Origin of the sequence: Paenibacillus sp. PL2-23 (assembly GCF_040834005.1) — a bacterium.
In the GTDB taxonomy this organism is placed as follows: domain Bacteria; phylum Bacillota; class Bacilli; order Paenibacillales; family Paenibacillaceae; genus Pristimantibacillus.
On record NZ_CP162129.1, the window covers coordinates 737,285 to 755,855 of the forward strand.

Here is an 18,571-nt window from a genome sequence, read left to right on the forward strand (position 1 = left end):
GTTTACGCTTGCACAGCTTCATTATTAGTCCTCCTCCAGACCCCCCATGGCTTCCTCCAGCTTCTCCATCGTCGCGATGATCCGGTAGTTGCCCCGGAGCGGCACATAGCCCAGCTTACGATTGATGCCCAGCATCGGCTCGTTCAAGGAGTCGTTGTCGGTGCGGATATAATCCGCGCCTCGCGACTTGCCGTTCCGGATCGTCTGCTGCTTCAGCGCCAACGCGATCCCTCTGCCCCGGTACTCGCGGTCGACGCAGGTGTATTCATGGTACATCCCGTTAGTCGCGGCGATGTGGATGACGTTCGCCAAGCCGACGAACCGGTCTCCATCCGCAGCGATGAGGACAAGCTCGGGCGTGAAGCCGTCTACATGGAGATACCATTTCTTCCATTGGGTAAAGTCCGGCACATCGCCAAGGAAGCCCGGAATGTCGCGCATCGTGGCCGTCGACAGCTCGTAGAGCCTGCGCTCCGTTTCTTCGCCTGGCTCGTCAGCGAGAGAGAAGAACCGCAGACCGCCGGCCCTCAGCGCCTCATGGGGATTGCAGGCGTCGTCCACTGTCACGGCATCTCGTAAGGTTAACAGAGATTGAAAGGATTGTCGCTCCACGAGAAAGCCTCTTCGGACCGCAAAACGAAGCGAGTCCTCGTCGTCGTCCCACACCTCAGTCAGCAAGGCGGAGGCCCCAAGACTTCTGCCCCATTCGTATGCATGGCGGAGCAAGGCCGCTCCGACGCCTCGACCTTTGTATGGCCGGCTGACCACCAAATTCAAGCATACATAGCCAGGCTCCGTCCATGGCGCGCGCCATGGCCAGACGAAGCCGATGATGTCATCCTCTTCGGTCACAGCCACACACCGGCTCCGATCGTACCCCATCAACAAGCCCTGCTCGTTCTTCCATGTGTGCCCCACCTCGTACAGCTTCTTATCGTCCGCCTCCAGCCGTTCAGCGGAAGTTGGTTCAGCCAGATGCTCATTCAGCAGCTCAGCGACTGCGGCATAATCATCCGGCAAGCGCAAGCCTCGTAATTGAAAGCTCATGTGTTCCACCGTCCTTCGTTCGATTTGCCTCATTATGGCACGGACACACCTGCCATCGGTAGGTAATTCTTGCTTTAAAAAATTGTTGGCGAATTTTTACAAAACATTATCCCGAGAATGTTCCGACTTTTGCTAGAATGAGGACGAATCTAATAGAGATGGGAGGGTGCGAAGGCAGAGGTTTAACCGAGTAAAAAAGAAAGAAGAAGCTGGCACCATAATTTGGATGGAGGGAAATCGAAGAGATGATTAGAAATCCACGCTTTATTAAGGTATTGCTGTCCGTCGCGTTAGCATTCAGCCTGCTGCCCGTTGGACATGCCTCCGTACTGGCAGAGGGACCGGCCGATCCGGCGCCTGTGCTTCAGCCGGTTGGTACGCCGAATGGAAAGTCTATCTTGTTCGACAACTCTCATGGGCAGACAGCAGGCGCGGCAGACTGGGTCATTGACGGGGCGTTCTCCGCTTTCGGCGGCGCTTTGGCATCCGCAGGGTATTATGTGAAGGAGCATCGCAAGGCGGGACCATTGGTCAGCGGCGATCTGGCTGGCTACGACGTATTTGTAATACCTGAAGCGAATATTCCATTCAAAACAAGCGAGCAGCAGGTGCTGGCCGATTACGTAGAGGACGGCGGCAGCATCTTCTTCATCGCCGATCATTATAATGCAGACCGCAACAAAAACCGCTGGGACTCATCCGAAATATTCAACGGCTACCGCCGCGGCGCGTGGGCTAACCCTGCGGCTGGCATGAGCACGGAGGAGGCTTCCTCCTCGGCTATGCAAGGCGTGGCAAGCTCGGATTGGCTGTCGGAGGAGTTCGGCATGCGAATTCGCTACAATGCGCTTGGCAATGTCAACTCCGGCACGATTGTCGCACCATCGCAAGCCTTCGGCATTACCTCCGGCGTTGGCACGGTGACGATGCATGCCGGCTCGACAATTGCGATTACGGACCCTAACAAAGCCAAGGGCATCGTCTATATGCAGACGACGAACGCGGCCTGGCCATATGCTGTAGACCAAGGCGTCTACAATGGCGGCGGCATAGCGGAAGGTCCGTATGCGGCAGTCGCGAAGAAGGGCCTCGGCAAGGTTGCTGTCATTGGCGATTCCTCGCCGGTTGAGGATATCTCGCCGAAATACAAGCGCGAGGAGACAGGCGGCACCAAAACGACTTATGACGGCTGGTACGAGATGGACAACGATGTGCTGCTGACGAACATCATGAACTGGCTGGCGACACCGGAGTCCTACACAGATTTGACGCAAGTATCAGGCTTGACGCTGGACAGCCCAACAGCGCTGCTGGCTATGGAGAATCCGCAGACCTCGACGGAGCCGCAGGCGGAGCCCTGGTCTGCTCCGGCAGCCGGCTACAAATGGTGGGATCCGTCCACCTTCAAGGAAGGCTCCTACGGCCATACGGGAACGGTAACGCCTCCGCCGCCAGGCGATGCGACAGAGACGTTCGAGACTGGCGTCAAAGGCTCCTACACGATTGGAACAGTTCAGCTGGAGAGCGGCTCCTGGACATTCGACAACGCTTTGCTCGGTGATATGACAACCGATAAGAAGCTGGGGACCAAGGCGGCTCGCGTAAGGGCGGCTGGCTCTATCGCGATGAACTTCGATATTACGGGCGGTGTGCAGAGCGTGAAGGTGCAGCATGCCCACTTTGGCTCCGACACCGGAGCGACGTGGAAGCTTCAGAAGTCCGTGAACGGCGGATCAACGTGGACGGATGTCAGCGGCACGTTCGCAAGCGGCTCGGCTCTTGCCGAGCAGACGATTGCGGTGAACGAAAGCGGCAATGTTCGGTTCAAGCTTGTGGTGGGCGGCACGTCTGGCAAACGTCTGAACTTTGATCAGTTCGACATTATCCAGCAGCCGTCGGAGGTGCTGATTGAGGAGTTCGAGACGGGCAGCAAGGGGGCGTACGCGGTTGGAACGGTTCAGCTTGCAAGCGGCTCTTGGACGTTCGACAACGCTTTGCTTGGCGATTTGACAACAGACAAGAAGACGGGAGCCAAGGCGGCCCGTGTACGGTCAGTTGGCTCCATTGCGATGAACTTCGATATTGCCGGCGGAGTAACCAGCGTGAAGGTACAGCATGCTCACTTTGGCTCCGACAGCGGGGCGACATGGAAGCTGCAGAAATCCGTGAACGGAGGCTCGACTTGGACGGACGTGAGCAGCTCGTACGCTAGCGGCTCTGCCCTGACGGAGCAGACGATTGCGGTGAACGAAAGCGGCAGCGTAAGATTTAAGCTTGTGGTGAGCGGCACCTCGGGCATGCGCCTGAACTTCGAAGGCTTTAAGGTTCTGCGCTAGGGAATGACAAGAGGAGCAAGGCGTCCCGGACGCCTTGCTCCTCTTCGTTGCTGCTGCACTTCATCTGCTTAAGTGGCGACAGCGTTATAGGTCATAATCCAGATCGAGCCCGCGACGATCGTCACCATAATGACGAGACCGAAGATCAAGGAGATCAGGTTGTAGCGCGGCTTCTTCTCTTCCCGGAGATGCATGAAGAAGAGGAGCTGAACCGCGAACTGCAGAATCGCCATGACGAGGATGAGCACCGTCGTTACCTGCTTGCTGAACATGCCGTTCATAACCGCGACAAGCGGAATGATCGTCAGCACGATCGACAGTACGAAGCCGATGACATACGATTTGAGCGAGCCGTGGCTTTCGTGGCCATCATGCCCATGTCCATGACCGGAGGAAGCATTGTGGTTCGCCATTCTACATCACCCCCATCAAGTAAACAATCGTGAAGACGAAGATCCATACGACGTCAAGGAAATGCCAGTACAAGCTGATGATATTGACCTTGCGCTTCGTTACGGGAGTAATGCCCCGGCGGCGCAGCTGAAGGATCAGCGCAGTCATCCATACCAGACCAACCGTCACGTGCAGCCCGTGCGTACCGACCAGGGTGAAGAAGGCGGACCAATATGCGCTTGTGCCGATCGTGGCTCCCTCGTGCACAAGATGAATGAACTCCGTTACCTCCAGATAGATAAAGGACGCGCCGAGCAGAGCTGTAATGATCAGCCACAGAATAAGGCCCTTCTTGTTGCCGCGGTTCATCTCCAGCAGCGCGACGCCGCTCGTGAAGCTGGACGTGAGCAGGATAAACGTCGAGGCGATAATGCCCGGCAGCTCGATCAGCTCTGCGCCGGTAGGACCGCCTGCTGTATTCAGGCGCAGGACCATAAAGGTTGCGAACAGCGTACCGAACAGAATAACGTCGGTGATCAGGAAGAGCCAGAAGCCGAACGTCTTCATCTCTTCCTGGTCATGATGGTCATGGCCATGATGGCCGTCGTGCGAGCCGTGCGCGGAGTGCCCGTGCGCGCCGGCATGCGATTGGTATGCGTGTGCCATTAATGAGCCCCCCTTGCCGCGGCCTCTGTCCGCTTCACTTCGTCGACAGGTATATAATAGTCCGTATCATAGCTGAAGGATCTGGCCAGCATGCTGATGATGACGCCCGCGAGTCCGACGACGATCATCCACTTCCAATCCCAGACGAAGCCGAAGCCGGCTACGAACCAGGAGAAGGACATGATGAACGGAATGCCGGAGTTGCGCGGCATATGAATCGGCTCCAGCGGCGCCTGATCGGCTGCCGCAACCTCTGGAAGCTCCGCTTCGCCTCTGGCGCGGCGCTGCTTCTTCTCCCACCAGTCGTCTTGGCTCGTCACCTGAGGCAGACGGGCGAAGTTGTACAGAGGTGCGGGAGAAGGAATCGACCACTCCAGCGTGCGGCCGTCCCATGCGTCGCCGGAGGTTTCCTTCTTCAGGAACTTGATGCTGTGGGCGATTTGCCACACCTGGAATATAAAAGCCAGACCCATCAAGAAAGCCCCTACCGTCGACACAACGTTGAGCGGCTGCCAGCCCATGTCGAAGTTGTATTCGTTGAAGCGGCGCGTCATGCCCATGAGACCAAGCGCGTATTGCGGCATGAAGCAGACATAGAAGCCGATATTCCACAACCAGAATGCCCATTTGCCAAGACCCTCATGCAGGCGGAAGCCGAACATCTTCGGCCACCAATAATACAGTCCGGCGAAATAGCCGAATACCACGCCGCCGATCAGCACCTGATGGAAGTGGGCAATCAGGAAGTAGCTGTTGTGGAACTGGAAGTCCGCAGGTGCGACGGACAGCATAACGCCCGTCATACCTCCGACGACGAAGCACGGTATGAAAGCAATCGTCCAAAGCATCGGAGTAGGGAACGAAAGCTTGCCTCGATACATCGTGAACAGCCAGTTGAACACCTTGACGCCGGTCGGAATTGCGATCAGCATCGTGGTGACGGCGAAAAACGCGTTGACGTTCGCGCCCGAGCCCATTGTGAAGAAGTGATGCGCCCATGTGAAGAACGAGAAGAAGCTGATGGACATAAGCGCGAACACCATGGATTTGTAGCCGAACAGCCTTTTCTTCGAGAAGGTGGAGACGATCTCGGAGAATATGCCGAAGGCCGGCAGAATGACGATATACACCTCGGGATGTCCCCACATCCAGATGAGGTTAATATACATCATGGGATTGCCGCCGCCGTCAAGCGTGAAGAAATGCGCGCCAAGGTAGCGGTCCAGGAATAGCAGGAACAGGGTTACGGTCAAAATAGGAAAAGCGAACATAATCGTCACGCAGGAAGACAGCACGGACCAGGTGAACATCGGCATCTGCATGAGCTTCATGCCCGGCGCGCGCATCTTCAGAATCGTCACAACAAAGTTGATGCCTGTCGCGAGCGAGCCGATACCGGATATCTGAATGCCCCATATATAGAAGTCCTGCCCGACCCCCGGACTGCCTAACAGCCCCGAAAGAGGCGGATAGGCGAGCCAGCCGGCATCCGGCGAACCGCCGATGATGAACGACACGTTGAACAGCATAGCCCCGAAGAAGAACATCCAGAAGCTGAGGGAGTTCAGGAACGGGAAGGCGACGTCGCGCGCGCCGATCTGCAGCGGCACGACGATATTGAACAAGCCGAACATAAGCGGCATAGCCATGAACAGGATCATAATGACGCCATGCGTCGTGAATATAGCGTTATAGTGGTCGGCGTGCAGGAACTCCAGCTCTGGCGCAGCGAGCTGCACACGCATGAGCAAGGCGTCGACGCCGCCGCGGAACAGCATCAGGATGGAGGCGATAATGTACATGATGCCGATCTTCTTATGATCGACAGACGTCAGCCATTCCGTCCAGAGCCAGCGCCATTTTTTGAAATAGGTCAAGGTAAAGATGATGGCGATAAGCGTTAGTCCGATCGATACTTGCGCGCCGAGAATAAGCGGGTCGCCCGTAACGAAAAACTCGGATGCAAAATCTTTGATTTTATCCCACATGCTGTGTACTCCTTTCGTTAACGGACCGGATTAATGCTCAGCGGCTTGGCCGTGATGCGCATGCGCGCCGCTGCTGCCTTCCTCGACGTACTGGGTCACAATGTGCTCGAACAAGCCTTCAGGGAAGCTGGAGAACAATTGCACGTTGGATGGTCCGGGCTCAGTCAGCTCTTCATAGACGTTCATTGTGAGGGCAGGAGCGCTGCTTTTCACTTCCTGTACCCATGCCTCATATTCCTCTTGCGAGACGGCATCGGCATCGAAGGTCATTTGGGCAAAGTCCATGCCATTGAAGTTAGCGCCGGAGCCGTAATAAGTGCCCTGCTCGTCAGCTTGCAGATACAAGGTCATCGCCATGCCCGACATGGAGTAGAGCTGGCCGCCAAGCTGCGGAATCCAGAAGGAGTTCATCGCCGTGTCCGAGGTGAGCTGGAACCGGATCGGTGTGTCCTCAGGAAATTTGACATAATTGACGGTAGCGATATTTTCGCCGGGGTATTTGAACAGCCATTTCCAATCCATCGAGGTGACCTGAATCGTAATCGGCGCCTTCTCGGAGGCGATGGGCTTGGAAGGCTCCAGCTTGTACGTGTAATAGACGGTAACGCCTGCCAGAATCACAATAATAACAATCGGTATGCTCCACCACGTCACCTCGAGCTTCGTATTGTGCTCCCACTCCGGTGCGTATTTCGCTTTCCTGCCGGGGCGGTCCCGATAGCGCCAGACGATGACAGCGGTCAGGATAAGCACGGGCACGATGATGATCGCGCACAGCAGGGTTGTAATAATGATCAGATCCTTCTGTGATTCGCCAATCGGCCCCTTGGGATCGAGCACGATATATTGCTCGCTGCTGCAGCCTGAAATCACGGCAACCATCGTCAGGAAGAGAGCTGTTGCCAGCATTCGATAATAACGTCTCATTGCGAATCCACTCCTCGCATTCATTAGCTTGTGAATAATGTAACAAATCCTTGAGCGAATAACATCAGGGTCCGGCACGATGTAAACAATTTGACGAAGTTCCGACAAAGTTTAGTCACGAGCCGGTCACGAGTTAGACATATGAATGAATTTGCCATGGTAAAAAATCATAAAAAAACGCCCGAACAGCGCATCCCTTCGGGAAGCAGGCTTTGATCTGATCGGACGGGCCGTTGCTGGCTTGACAGCTGGGCCAACATCATTCTATTACCGCAGCGGGAAGCTTTTGAATCTAAGTAATAGGAAGTTTGGCGATAACGGCCTGGCTTGGGGCTAATGTGCGAGCCCTCAGAGGACAAAAAAAGGCTGTCTGCAATCACCTGCTGAAAGCCAGGTCATTGCGACAGCCTTTCCTGCCTAAGGGCATGGAATCGAGTAATGCTTATTCCAATGTTTGGTCTTTCGATTTGTTCAGCTCGGATTTCCAAGCGTGAACGAGTCCGATTGCGGTGCCGATCACGTAGATGTGAACACTGCCGACCAAAAATCCGATGCCGACCATTAAACCTATATTCTTGTCGCTGAAGTGACTGAGGTTAACGAGGCAAAGGACGAAACCGATCGCAAGCACGCCCCAAGCGATAGCGGTCATCACATTCACCAGGCGCTTGACGTCGGATTTGGAAGGTCCTGCTTGGCTGATTGTTACCGTTTTTGTCGTCATATCGAACACTCCTAAACATTAATGATGAAGGTACAGTGGGATCTGCGAGCAGATCAAACAAGACTTGTAAGTGCTTTCTTGCTCTTACTATACCACATTTTATGAGGTGTGTTCAAAGAATTTTCACTTTTTGAACATAAATTAGACAAAAAAGTTGGTTTGCCAAGCAGGTTGGTCGTATGCACCCGTTCAAAATGTCACCCGTCTTCGCAGTAGCGTGCGCCTTTGAAGGATCGTTCAAAATCGGATCGGTGAGCTGCGTCGCAGGGGATTTGAACGAAAAATCGTTCAAAGTAGCCCCCGCCAGAGCAGTAACGCCAGCCTTTGAACGAAGGATCGTTCAAAGTGCCCGCTCACGCGGCCTCGCCTGCTAGTCGGTCCACCAGCGCTTCAGGTCCTCCCACCACGAGTGGTGCGACTTGCCCCCGTCGTGCGCCTCTGCCCCGCCCCTGCCAGTGCCGCCGCCAGCTTTGCCGCTGTCGCTGGATGGATCCGCCGCGCCAGCTTCCCGGTCTGTGCCGCATACCTCCGTCGGCTCCGTGCCGGCGAGGAACGCTTCCAGCCGGCGATCCGGACAGGTTGCCGCCGCGAGCTTGCCGGATGCGGGGTCGACGAATACATGCACGACACCCTCCGGCATGGGAAAGTACTTCGGTGGAACAGCGGACAGCGCGCCTTCGATGAAGGCGGCGAAGATGGGCGCGGCGCGGCGCGCCTCCGCCACGCTTAGCTTGCGGTCCTTGTCATAGCCGACCCAGACCGCAGCGGCCAGCTCCGGCGTATAGCCCACCAGCCACGCGTCCGTCGCAGTAGTGCCTGTCTTGCCCGCGACGGGACGTTTGATCGCGGCGGATACGCGGTGGGCGGTGCCGCCCTCGTCGAACACGCTCTCCAGCAAGCTCGTCATCACGTAAGCTTCCGCCGGGGTGATGACCTGCTCCTCACGAGGTTTGGCCTCATAGAGGACATTGCCCTTGCGGTCCTCGATCTTCAGAATCGCAACAGGTTCGACGAGAACGCCCTTATTGGCGAAAACTCCATAAGCGGAGGCCATCTCGAACGGGCTCACGGGGTATGTGCCCAGGGCCAGCGACGGTACAGGGTCCATGGGACTCCGAACGCCAAGCTTTCTGGCCGTCTCGATAACCTTATCTGCTCCAACGGTCATAATGGTGTTCACCGCATAGATATTATCGGAGCCGCTAATGGCAGTCCGCATGTCGATATAATCGTCGGCATAGTTGTCTCCATAATTATGCGGCTCATACGTCTTGCGGCCCTCGTCGTAGCTGAACACGGTCGGCTCGCTCTTGAAGCGGGTTACCGGCGACATGAAGCCGCTCTGCAGAGCGGTCAAATACAGGAACGGCTTGAACGACGAGCCTGGCTGCCTTGTCGACGCGAAGACGCGATTGTATTGATTGTTGGGATAGTCGCGTCCCCCCACCATTGCTTTGATATGCCCGTTGCGCGGATCGATGGCGATGAGCGCCGCCTGCTCCTTGGAGCTTGCCGGCACGGCTTGCTTAATGGCTTCCTCAGCCGCCGCCTGCGTTCCTTGGTCGAGCGTTGTATAAATCGTAATGCCGCCTTCGTTCAGCAGCTTCTCATCAATGCCGTATTTGTCCACGGCCAGCCACCGGATATAGTCACGGAAGTAAGGGGCGAAGCCGGCCTCCTCCGCATTCATCGGCTGGAAGGCAAGCACCTCCGCATAGGCGGCCTCCGCTTGCTCGCTCGTAATCGAGCCGCCCTCCTTCATCGCCTCCAGAATCAGATACTGCCGGTCCTTGGCGTTCTTCATATTCAGGTAAGGCGAATAATATTTGGGCCCCTTCGGTATGCCGGCAAGCATTGCGCTTTCGGCCAGCGACAGCTCCGAGGCATGCTTGTCAAAATACATCATAGCCGCAGCCTCAATGCCATAAGAGCCGTGGCCGTAATAAATCTGATTCAGATACATGCCGAGAATGTCGTCTTTGCTGAATTTCATCTCAAGCTGTGCGGTGTACATCGCCTCCTTGAGCTTGCGCTGCCAGGTTCTCTCATGCGACAAATAGAGGTTGCGCGCCAGCTGCTGAGTCAACGTGCTGGCCCCTTGTCTTGCAGACATGCTCTGCACATTCACGACAACGGCTCGCGCCATCCCCTTCAAATCGAAGCCCGTGTGATCGTAGAAGCGGCGGTCCTCGATCGCCAGCGTGGCGTCGATCACATGATGCGAAATGTCGCCAAGAGCAACCGAGCGGCGATTCTCTCCTGCGTGGAAGGTATCAATGATATTGCCTTCTATATCGAGCATTTGGGACGTTTGGCTGATGGTGGAGACGGGCAGCGTGCCGGTACGGACGTAGAAATATAAACCGGCTATCGCAACGAAGGCGACAAGCCCGGCCAAGCCGGCCCAAGCCAGCCATCTGCGAAGCTTCAAGCGCAAGTGGAGGAAGCGCTCATTCAATAAGGGGAACGCCAGGCGGCGCCGCAGCTTGCCTTGCCCGCCGGGAGAGGATTTCGATGACTTGGTCATGCGGCAGACTCCCTTCCGCGTGTTGCTGTCTTTTTCTTAGTATGGAAAAATGCGGCACGACCTATTCATCGGAATGGACGAAACGGGGCAGCGTCTCAAGCTGCTGTAGAAGGCTAACCTTGGATTAGGTAAATATTTGGTGTAGAGAGGGGCGGAATGGTTGCTTTTTCCCCATGAAATACTATAATACAACTTGAAGCACTGACGGAAAGAAGGGATCAATCGACATGGAATTATGGTATACCGAGAAACAGACTGAAAGCTTCGGCATTACGGCGAAGATTACAAAAAGCTACGTACATGAGCAAACCGAATTTCAACAGCTGGATATGATCGAGACCGAGGAGTTCGGCACGATGCTGGTGCTCGACGGCATGGTCATGACGACTGTGAAGGACGAGTTCGTCTACCATGAGATGGTGGCGCATCCCGTGCTGTTCACGCATCCCAATCCGGAGCACGTGCTTGTTGTAGGCGGCGGCGACGGCGGCGTTATCCGCGAGGTCATGAAGCATCCCAAGGTGAAGAAGGCTGTGCTCGTTGATATCGACGGCAAGGTCATCGAATATTCCAAGAAATACCTGCCGACAATCGCGGGCGAGCTGGACAATCCGCGTGTCGAGGTGCTGGTGAATGACGGCTTTATGCACATCCACGATCATAAGAATACATACGACGTCATTATGGTCGACTCCACTGAGCCTGTAGGTCCTGCTGCCAACCTGTTCACTCGCGGCTTCTACCAAGGCATCTACGAGGCGCTTAAGGAAGACGGCATCTTCGTAGCTCAGACGGACAACCCGTGGTTCAAGGCTGACCTGATCCAGAGCGTCAATCGCGACGTGAAGGAAGTATTCCCGATTGTTCGCGTCTACGGCGCGAACATCCCGACGTATCCGTCCGGTCTGTGGACGTTCACGATGGGCAGCAAGAAGCATGATCCGCTGCAAGTGGACGAGTCGTCCATTCCAGAGCTGGATACGAAGTATTACACGCCGCGCCTGCACAAGGCCGCGTTCATTCTTCCGAAGTTTGTTGAGGATTTGGTGAAGTAATCAAGGCGCCATTTCACGACCTGCCCCCACATGAGAGCCTTCCGCTCGGCTAAGCGCCGAGCAGGGCTCTTTTTCTTTTTGCTGGGGAGATGATGAGGGGCTGCAGCTAGTTTGTTCCGCGCGGAGAGGTATATACTAGAGCTACTTAAATGCAGAGCTGCTTCAATTCGGCTTGGAGCAAGCGTGGAGGGAAACGAAGAATGGCGACCGGCGAATATGTCAAAATATTAATCGTAGACGATGAGGTGCTGATCCGCCAAGGCGTCAAGCACTTCATGAACTGGGAGCAGGAGGGCTTCCAGATCGTAGGCGAGGCGTCGAATGGGGAGGAGGCGCTGGAGCTGATCCAGAGACTGCGTCCGCATATTGTGCTGACGGATATTGTAATGCCTGTCATGGATGGCGAGGAGCTGACGAGGCAAATCAAGCAGCAGTATCCAGAAATCGAGATCATCATACTCAGCAGCTTCGGCGAATTCGATTACGTGCGCTCCACCTTCCAGAGCGGCGTAGCGGATTACATCCTGAAGCCGAAGCTGGATATTCAGCATCTGCTGACCGTTCTGAAGCTGACGGCGGAGAGGATACCTGCTCTTGCGGCAGGTCAGAGCGGCGTTGTGCAGAGCGCTGCAAGCGGGCAAGAGGCGAAGGCGACCCGCGGGGGCGTCTATTCGCCATCTGTAGAGCGCCTTCTGGAGCGGCTGATGTCAGGGTACGAAGCGGATGCGGTAACTGAGGAGATAACGGCTTTGTTCCCTTACGCATTATTTCGAATAGCGGGGATAGATACAAGGGGGCTCCCGAATGGCGGCGCGCATGAATGGAGCCAGCTGATGGAGAGCTGCAAGTCGCTGCTGCCGGGCGCTGTCATCCATGAGCTTCCAGAGGACGGGGCTATTCGGGCCTGCTTCATTAATGGTGATGCAGCCTCGATGGAGCGCCTTGAGGCAGCTGTTGCTGATTCGCTGCGCCGGCAGTCTTCCGAGAGATCGCAAACGCCAGTGGCGATTAGCGCAGCCTTCAGGGATGTTCGCGAGCTGCGTACATGCTATCGCGACTCTCTGCTCGCGCTGCTGGATTATTCCTTCTATGTCCCGGATATACCGGTATTGACGAAGAAGGAAGGGCTCGCCGTGACGCCTCACACGCCTGTCTTTCATCTCGATCGGTTCATTGATGAATTCAAGCGGGGGAGATTCCAGCAGGCGTTCGAAGACTTGCGCAAGCATGTCTACGAATTGGCAGAGTCGGCCGCGGCGGAGGTTATCGCGTTCAAGTCGCTCCTCGGCAATATTGTATTTAATGTAACCGTCTTGTTAGGGAACATGAAGTACGACATCAAGGAGCTGGATAAGAACAAATACGCGTATTTCAAAGCGATAGAGGATGCAAGGTTCGCGCGGGAGGCGTTGGAGCGGCTGGAAGCCTTCATTGGGGAGGCGGAAGCCTGCATCGCGGACAAATCGGCGGCTCACGGGAGCACCAATATGAAGAAGCTGCTCGATTATATCCACGAGCATTACGCGGAGCCGCTGACGCTCTCGGACATGGCGAGGCATTTTCACTTCAACCCCTCCTACTTGTCCAGCTATTTCTCCGCCCATAACAGCGAAGGATTCGTGGATTATCTGCACAAGGTGAGGATTGAGAAGGCGGAGGAGCTGCTGCGCCAAGGAGACGCTTCGATCGCTCAGATCGGAGAGATGGTCGGCTACTCTGACCATAGCTACTTCACGAAAGTATTCAAGAAGCTTACGGGAGAGTCGCCTAGTCGCTACCGTCGCCAATTTACGAACGAAGAGAAGGAATGAGTCATGATGGGGGAACTATTCGATCGATTCAAATATAACGGGCTGTTCATCAAAATGTTTATTATTATGGTCGTCAGTGTGATTGCCGTGTCTGTCACGTCAACTTGGACAACGATCAACACGTCGGAGCGGGTGTTTATGCAGACGTTCAGCATTACAAACGCCAAGATTATCACCCAAATCACGAATAACATGGACGCCTTCAGCGTGGCCGTAGTGACGGCGGTGAACAACGTCCAGCAGAGCGGCTCCATACGAGCCTTTCTCTCGGAAGGCGACGGTAATTCGATAGCCAACAGCCGGGCGTATTTCACGATGGGCCAGCAGATCAAGGCGATCCAATCCGTGCTTGACGCTTACGAGACTAGCATAATCGTCACGGGCGTGAACGGCCGCATCTACACGACCGATCCGACGATCTGGCCTATTCCGGAGAACACGCTCCGGAATCATTCCATTACACAGGCCACGCTGGCGGAGCCGAGGCGCGTCCATTATCAGTATGATGACGCGGCCAGGTCGGGGGGCGCCGGCGTCGCTCCGACGATCGTCGCATCCAAGGCGCTAATTGATCGCTCCACCAACGACATATACGGCACGATATACGTGGCCATCCGGGAGAAGGAGTTCAAACGGTTTTACAATAGCTTCACGGCTTTGGGCAACGATGTTGCGATTATGGACGGAGAGGGCGCAATCGTGTCGTCCAACCGTTCCGATTGGCAGGGACAGCCGTCCCTTGATTTATTGGAGCACGCCAAGCGCATAGAGCAGGAAGCATTGCCATCCATTAACGCGCAGATCTTCGGGGTAGACCGGGTCATCCTCTCGCAGCCGCTGGATTCCTTCGGCTTGTACGTGATCAATCTAATCGACAAGGACTTGGCAATTGGGCAGCTGACCGATATGAGGACGATTTTCCTAAGCGTGATTGCCATCGTGGCCGGCGTGCTCTTGATCGTCTTCCTTATCTCCAGAAGACTGACGAAGTCGCTGACGCGGCTGGTGAAGCAGATTTCGAACATTTCCAAGTACGAATTCGACCATCATGTTGCGGTTGACGGGAGCTACGAGACGCGTCAGATCGGATTGGCCTTCAACTCCATGATGGATGAGCTTCAGGAATACGTGAAGGAGCTCATACAGTCTCAGAAGCAGCAGCGCAACGCTGAGCTTGAGGCGCTTCAGCAGCAGATCAATCCGCATTTCCTCTACAATACGCTTGCTTCGGTCAAGTTCATGGTGCAGCAGGGAAGCAAGGATAAGGCGGCAGAGACCATCAACGCGTTGATCTCCCTGCTCCAGAACGCAATCAGCAACGTAAGCGAGACGATCACCCTGGGTCAGGAGCTCGTCAACCTGCGCAATTATGTGTTCATTAACCATGTTCGGTACGGGGAACGGATCAAAATGAACTATTTTGTCGCTCCGGGCTGCATGGGCTTTCATGTGCCGAAGCTCATCATTCAGCCCTTTATCGAAAATGCCTTCTTCCACGGCTTCAATCGGAAGGGAACGGGCAATATTTACTTCATGGCTTCGGTGGACGGAAGCGCGCTCGTGTGCGAAGTGGTGGACGACGGAGACGGCTTCGACGTAAGCGAGCAAGGCGGGGAGGAGCTCGGGCGCGGGAAGGTCAAGCGTCAGCTGTTTGCCGGTATTGGAATGAAGAACGTGCATGACCGGATTCAGCTGCTTTACGGAGAGGATTACGGTGTAGTCGTGGAAAGTGAGCCGGGGGAAGGGACGAAGGTCAAAATTCGTATTCCTCTATTGGAACAATAGAACTGAACAAAGATTTTGCCAAAAACCAAAAATCGTACCAAAACGAGATGAGCGCTCTCGGCAAGATGCAATAATCGAACAAATGTAAGCGAAGATTTTCATAACGTCATAAATTTGTGGAATGCTAAGATGGTATCAGTAAGCAGCAAACGCTTACAACATAGATAATATGGAGGTCAAAGAGATGAGAAAAATGATGGCTGTAGTACTCGCCGGCATGATTGCGCTCACTGCTGCGTGCGGTACGAATAACAACACAACCGACAGCGGAAACGCGGGCGGCGACAATGGCGGCAAGGAAACGGAAAAAATCACAATTTGGGCATGGGATCCCAATTTCAACATCAAAGTATTGAATTTGGCCAAGGATACTTACGGAGCTGAAAATCCAGACCTGGACATTGAAATTATCGAGAACGCGCAAAACGACATCGTATCGAAGCTGAATACGGGTATGAGCTCGGGAACGACCAAGGGTCTTCCGAACATCGTCTTGATCGAGGACTACCGGGCGCAAGGCTTCCTTCAAGCTTATCCGGACATGTTCTATCCTTTGAATGATACGTTCAAAGCAGAAGATTTCGCGGATTACAAGCTTGGGCCGACAAGCCTGGACGGCAAAAACTATGGTCTTCCGTTCGACTCCGGCGTAACGGGTCTGTATGTAAGAACAGACTATTTGGAGCAAGCCGGCTACACGGTCGACGACGTTCAAAACATTACATGGGACAAATACATCGAGATCGGCAAAGCGGTGAAAGAGAAAACGGGTAAAGACTGGCTGTCGCTCGACCCGAATGACCTTGGCATCATGCGCATCATGATCCAATCCGCTGGCGCGTGGTACACGGATGAAGACGGCAAGACGCCTAATATTCAGAACAACCCCGCTATCAAGGAATCGTTCGAGACGTACAAGAAGCTCATGGACGCTAACATCGTGAAGGTTCATGCCGACTGGAGCCAGTTCGTGGCTAACAACAACAGCGGCGCAGTCGGTTCCGTGCCGACGGGCAACTGGTTCACGCCATCCATCACAGCTGCGGCGGATCAAGCGGGCAAGTGGGCAGTCGCTCCGATTCCGAAGCTGACGAATAACGCTGACTCCATCAACGCCTCCAACCTTGGCGGCAGCTCGTGGTATGTGCTGAACGTGCCGGGCAAAGAAGCAGCGGCTGAATTCCTGGGCAAAACATTGGGCTCCAACGTCGATCTGTACCAGACGCTGATTACAGAAGTAGGCGCGATCGGCACGTATAAGCCGGCTGCGGAAGGCGAAGCGTACAAAGCCGCTAACGAATTCTTCGCCGGTCAGAACATTGTTCAGGATTTCGCTAGATGGACAGCTGAAATTCCGAATGTGAACTATGGCATGCACACGTACGCGATCGACGACATCTTAAAGGTAGAATTGCAAAATTACCTGAACGGTAAATCCATCGATGACGTGCTTGCCGACGCTCAGAAGCAAGCCGATTCGCAAATCAAATAAGATCTTATCGTAAAGGGAAAACCTTGGACAGACGCTCGCTGCCTAGCCTACGGGTAAGCGGCGGGCGGCCTGCTTCAGGTTTTTTCTTTGAAATATAGGTGCATGAGGAGGCAAGGCCATGAACATTAAGGCGAAGACGAACGCGATCAGCTGGTCCTTTATCGCCGTCGCGGTCATTATGATCTGCGTGTTTTATTTTTATCCGATGATCCAAGCGCTCATTATGTCATTCCAGTCCGGGACCGGAACTAACCTTAGCTTCGTCGGACTCGATAACTACAAGCGGCTGCTGTCGGACACATCGTTTTTAACAGCGCTGAAGAACACGTCTATCTACCTTATCGTTCAGGTGCCGATCATGATCCTGTTGGCCATGTTTATCTCGGTGCTGCTGAACGACAAAAATTTGAAGCTGAAGGGCTTTTTCCGAACCGCTATTTTCTTGCCCGCAGTGACGTCTCTTGTTGCTTATTCTGTTATCTTTAAGTATTTGTTCGGACCGGATGGCCTGATCAATACGATGCTGCTCAAGCTGCATATTGTGAATGCTCCCATTGAATGGATTACGGATCCCTTCTGGGCCAAGATTACGATCATTATCGCCATTACGTGGCGGTGGACCGGATACAACATGATTTTTTATCTTTCCGCCCTGCAAAATATCGACAATTCCATCTACGAAGCTGCGCGCATCGATGGCGCATCATCCTTCCGGCAATTCCGGAGCATTACCGTGCCGCTGCTGAAGCCGATTATCTTGTTTACGTCGATTACATCCACGATCGGCACCCTGCAGCTGTTCGATGAGGTTATGAACATTACGAAGGGCGGACCCGGCAACGCGACTATGACGTTGTCCCAATATATCTATGACCTTTCGTTCAAATACACGCCCAACTTCGGCTATGCCGCTACCGTGTCCTATGCGATCGTTATTCTGATCGTGATCTTCTCGATCCTACAGTTCAAATTGGCAGGTGATAAGAATGGGTAAGCTGAAACGCTTCTTCATGTACCTCTTCCTGAGTATCGCGTCGCTCGTATCGATCTTCCCGTTCCTGTGGATGATCGTCAGCTCGACCAATCGCTCCATCGACGTCACCCAGGGCAAGCTGCTTCCGGGTCCATATCTAGGCGAAAACTTGAAAAAGGTATTCGATACGATCGATATCGTTCCGGCTTTGCTGAACTCTGCTCAAATTTCAATCACAACAACGATTCTTGCGATGTTGATTGCTTCCCTTGCGGGCTACGGGTTCGAAATTTTCCGCAGCAAGTCAAAGGATATCGTCTTCAGCATTCTGCTGCTGTCGATGATGCTTCCGTTCGCGGCGCTTATGGTGCCGCTCTACCGGATGTTCGGCAGCATCTCGCAGACGATGCCGTTCATCGGGATCGATACGATTTCTTCGGTCATTTTGCCCACGGTGACCACAGCGTTTTTGATCTTTTTCTTCCGTCAAAGCACGAAGATGTTTCCGAAGGATATGCTCGAGGCTGGGCGAATTGACGGCTTGAGCGAGCTTGGCGTATTCTTCCGGGTCTATGTGCCGACGATGAAGACGACCTACGCCGCTGCGGCGATTATTACGTTCATGTCCAGCTGGAACAACTACCTGTGGCCGCTCGTCGTGCTGCAATCGCCGGAGAAGCGGACGATTCCGCTCCTCATCTCGAACCTTGGCTCCAGCTATTCGCCGGATTACGGGGTAATCATGACGGTTATCCTGATTGCAACCTTGCCAACCGCGATTGTGTTTTTCTTGATGCAGAAGCATTTTGTCGCAGGTATGACGGGCTCGGTGAAGTAATAAAATCAA

At 54.4% G+C, this 18,571-nt stretch carries 14 protein-coding genes; 7 read left to right on the forward strand and 7 right to left on the reverse strand.

All coding sequences use genetic code 11. The annotated features are described in order from the left end of the window. Nucleotides 1–24 precede the first annotated feature (24 nt). Nucleotides 25–1,047, reverse strand: a complete 1,023-nt coding sequence (locus tag AB1S56_RS03140; RefSeq protein WP_340871314.1) for a GNAT family N-acetyltransferase — start codon at nucleotides 1,045–1,047, stop codon at nucleotides 25–27. A 245-nt stretch (nucleotides 1,048–1,292) separates the two neighbouring features. Between AB1S56_RS03140 and AB1S56_RS03145 the strand changes: the two genes are divergently transcribed. Next, nucleotides 1,293–3,383 (forward strand): Ig domain protein group 2 domain protein, encoded by a 2,091-nt coding sequence (locus tag AB1S56_RS03145; protein WP_340871315.1) that lies wholly within the window; start codon nucleotides 1,293–1,295, stop codon nucleotides 3,381–3,383. Between the two features lie 68 nt (nucleotides 3,384–3,451). Here AB1S56_RS03145 and cyoD read toward each other — a convergent pair whose 3' ends face one another. The 6 genes from cyoD to AB1S56_RS03175 all read right to left on the reverse strand — a co-directional run bounded on the left by cyoD (nucleotide 3,452) and on the right by AB1S56_RS03175 (nucleotide 10,608). Continuing rightward, nucleotides 3,452–3,796, reverse strand: a complete 345-nt coding sequence (gene cyoD, locus AB1S56_RS03150; RefSeq protein ID WP_340871317.1) for a cytochrome o ubiquinol oxidase subunit IV — start codon at nucleotides 3,794–3,796, stop codon at nucleotides 3,452–3,454. A 1-nt stretch (nucleotide 3,797) separates the two neighbouring features. Continuing rightward, nucleotides 3,798–4,442, reverse strand: a complete 645-nt coding sequence (cyoC, locus tag AB1S56_RS03155) for a cytochrome o ubiquinol oxidase subunit III (protein WP_340871318.1) — start codon at nucleotides 4,440–4,442, stop codon at nucleotides 3,798–3,800. Further along, on the reverse strand, nucleotides 4,442–6,430 hold the full coding sequence (locus AB1S56_RS03160; RefSeq protein WP_340871321.1) for a cbb3-type cytochrome c oxidase subunit I: 1,989 nt from the start codon (nucleotides 6,428–6,430) through the stop codon (nucleotides 4,442–4,444). Before AB1S56_RS03160 ends, cyoC begins: the two co-directional genes overlap by 1 nt. A gap of 30 nt (nucleotides 6,431–6,460) precedes the next feature. Next, nucleotides 6,461–7,357, reverse strand: a complete 897-nt coding sequence (cyoA, locus tag AB1S56_RS03165; protein WP_340871325.1) for a ubiquinol oxidase subunit II — start codon at nucleotides 7,355–7,357, stop codon at nucleotides 6,461–6,463. 442 nt (nucleotides 7,358–7,799) lie between these two features. Beyond that, complete coding sequence (locus AB1S56_RS03170) at nucleotides 7,800–8,081, reverse strand: hypothetical protein (RefSeq protein ID WP_340871326.1); 282 nt, start codon at nucleotides 8,079–8,081, stop codon at nucleotides 7,800–7,802. A gap of 370 nt (nucleotides 8,082–8,451) precedes the next feature. Continuing rightward, complete coding sequence (locus AB1S56_RS03175) at nucleotides 8,452–10,608, reverse strand: PBP1A family penicillin-binding protein (protein ID WP_340871327.1); 2,157 nt, start codon at nucleotides 10,606–10,608, stop codon at nucleotides 8,452–8,454. 227 nt (nucleotides 10,609–10,835) lie between these two features. On the opposite strand from AB1S56_RS03175, the gene speE reads away from it, so the two are divergent. From speE to AB1S56_RS03205, 6 genes are all read left to right on the forward strand, one after another. Then, nucleotides 10,836–11,663: a polyamine aminopropyltransferase gene (speE, locus tag AB1S56_RS03180; RefSeq protein ID WP_340871329.1), complete on the forward strand. Its 828-nt coding sequence runs from the start codon at nucleotides 10,836–10,838 to the stop codon at nucleotides 11,661–11,663. 200 nt (nucleotides 11,664–11,863) lie between these two features. After that, entirely contained in the window at nucleotides 11,864–13,474 is a 1,611-nt protein-coding gene (locus AB1S56_RS03185; protein ID WP_340871331.1) for a response regulator transcription factor, read from the forward strand. A 6-nt stretch (nucleotides 13,475–13,480) separates the two neighbouring features. Beyond that, entirely contained in the window at nucleotides 13,481–15,259 is a 1,779-nt protein-coding gene (locus AB1S56_RS03190; protein WP_340871371.1) for a sensor histidine kinase, read from the forward strand. Between the two features lie 184 nt (nucleotides 15,260–15,443). Continuing rightward, entirely contained in the window at nucleotides 15,444–16,751 is a 1,308-nt protein-coding gene (locus AB1S56_RS03195; RefSeq protein ID WP_340871333.1) for an extracellular solute-binding protein, read from the forward strand. 118 nt (nucleotides 16,752–16,869) lie between these two features. Then, a complete protein-coding gene (locus AB1S56_RS03200) occupies nucleotides 16,870–17,745 on the forward strand; it encodes a sugar ABC transporter permease (protein ID WP_340871334.1) in 876 nt (291 codons plus the stop codon). After that, nucleotides 17,738–18,562: a carbohydrate ABC transporter permease gene (locus AB1S56_RS03205; protein WP_340871335.1), complete on the forward strand. Its 825-nt coding sequence runs from the start codon at nucleotides 17,738–17,740 to the stop codon at nucleotides 18,560–18,562. Before AB1S56_RS03200 ends, AB1S56_RS03205 begins: the two co-directional genes overlap by 8 nt. Nucleotides 18,563–18,571 lie beyond the last annotated feature (9 nt).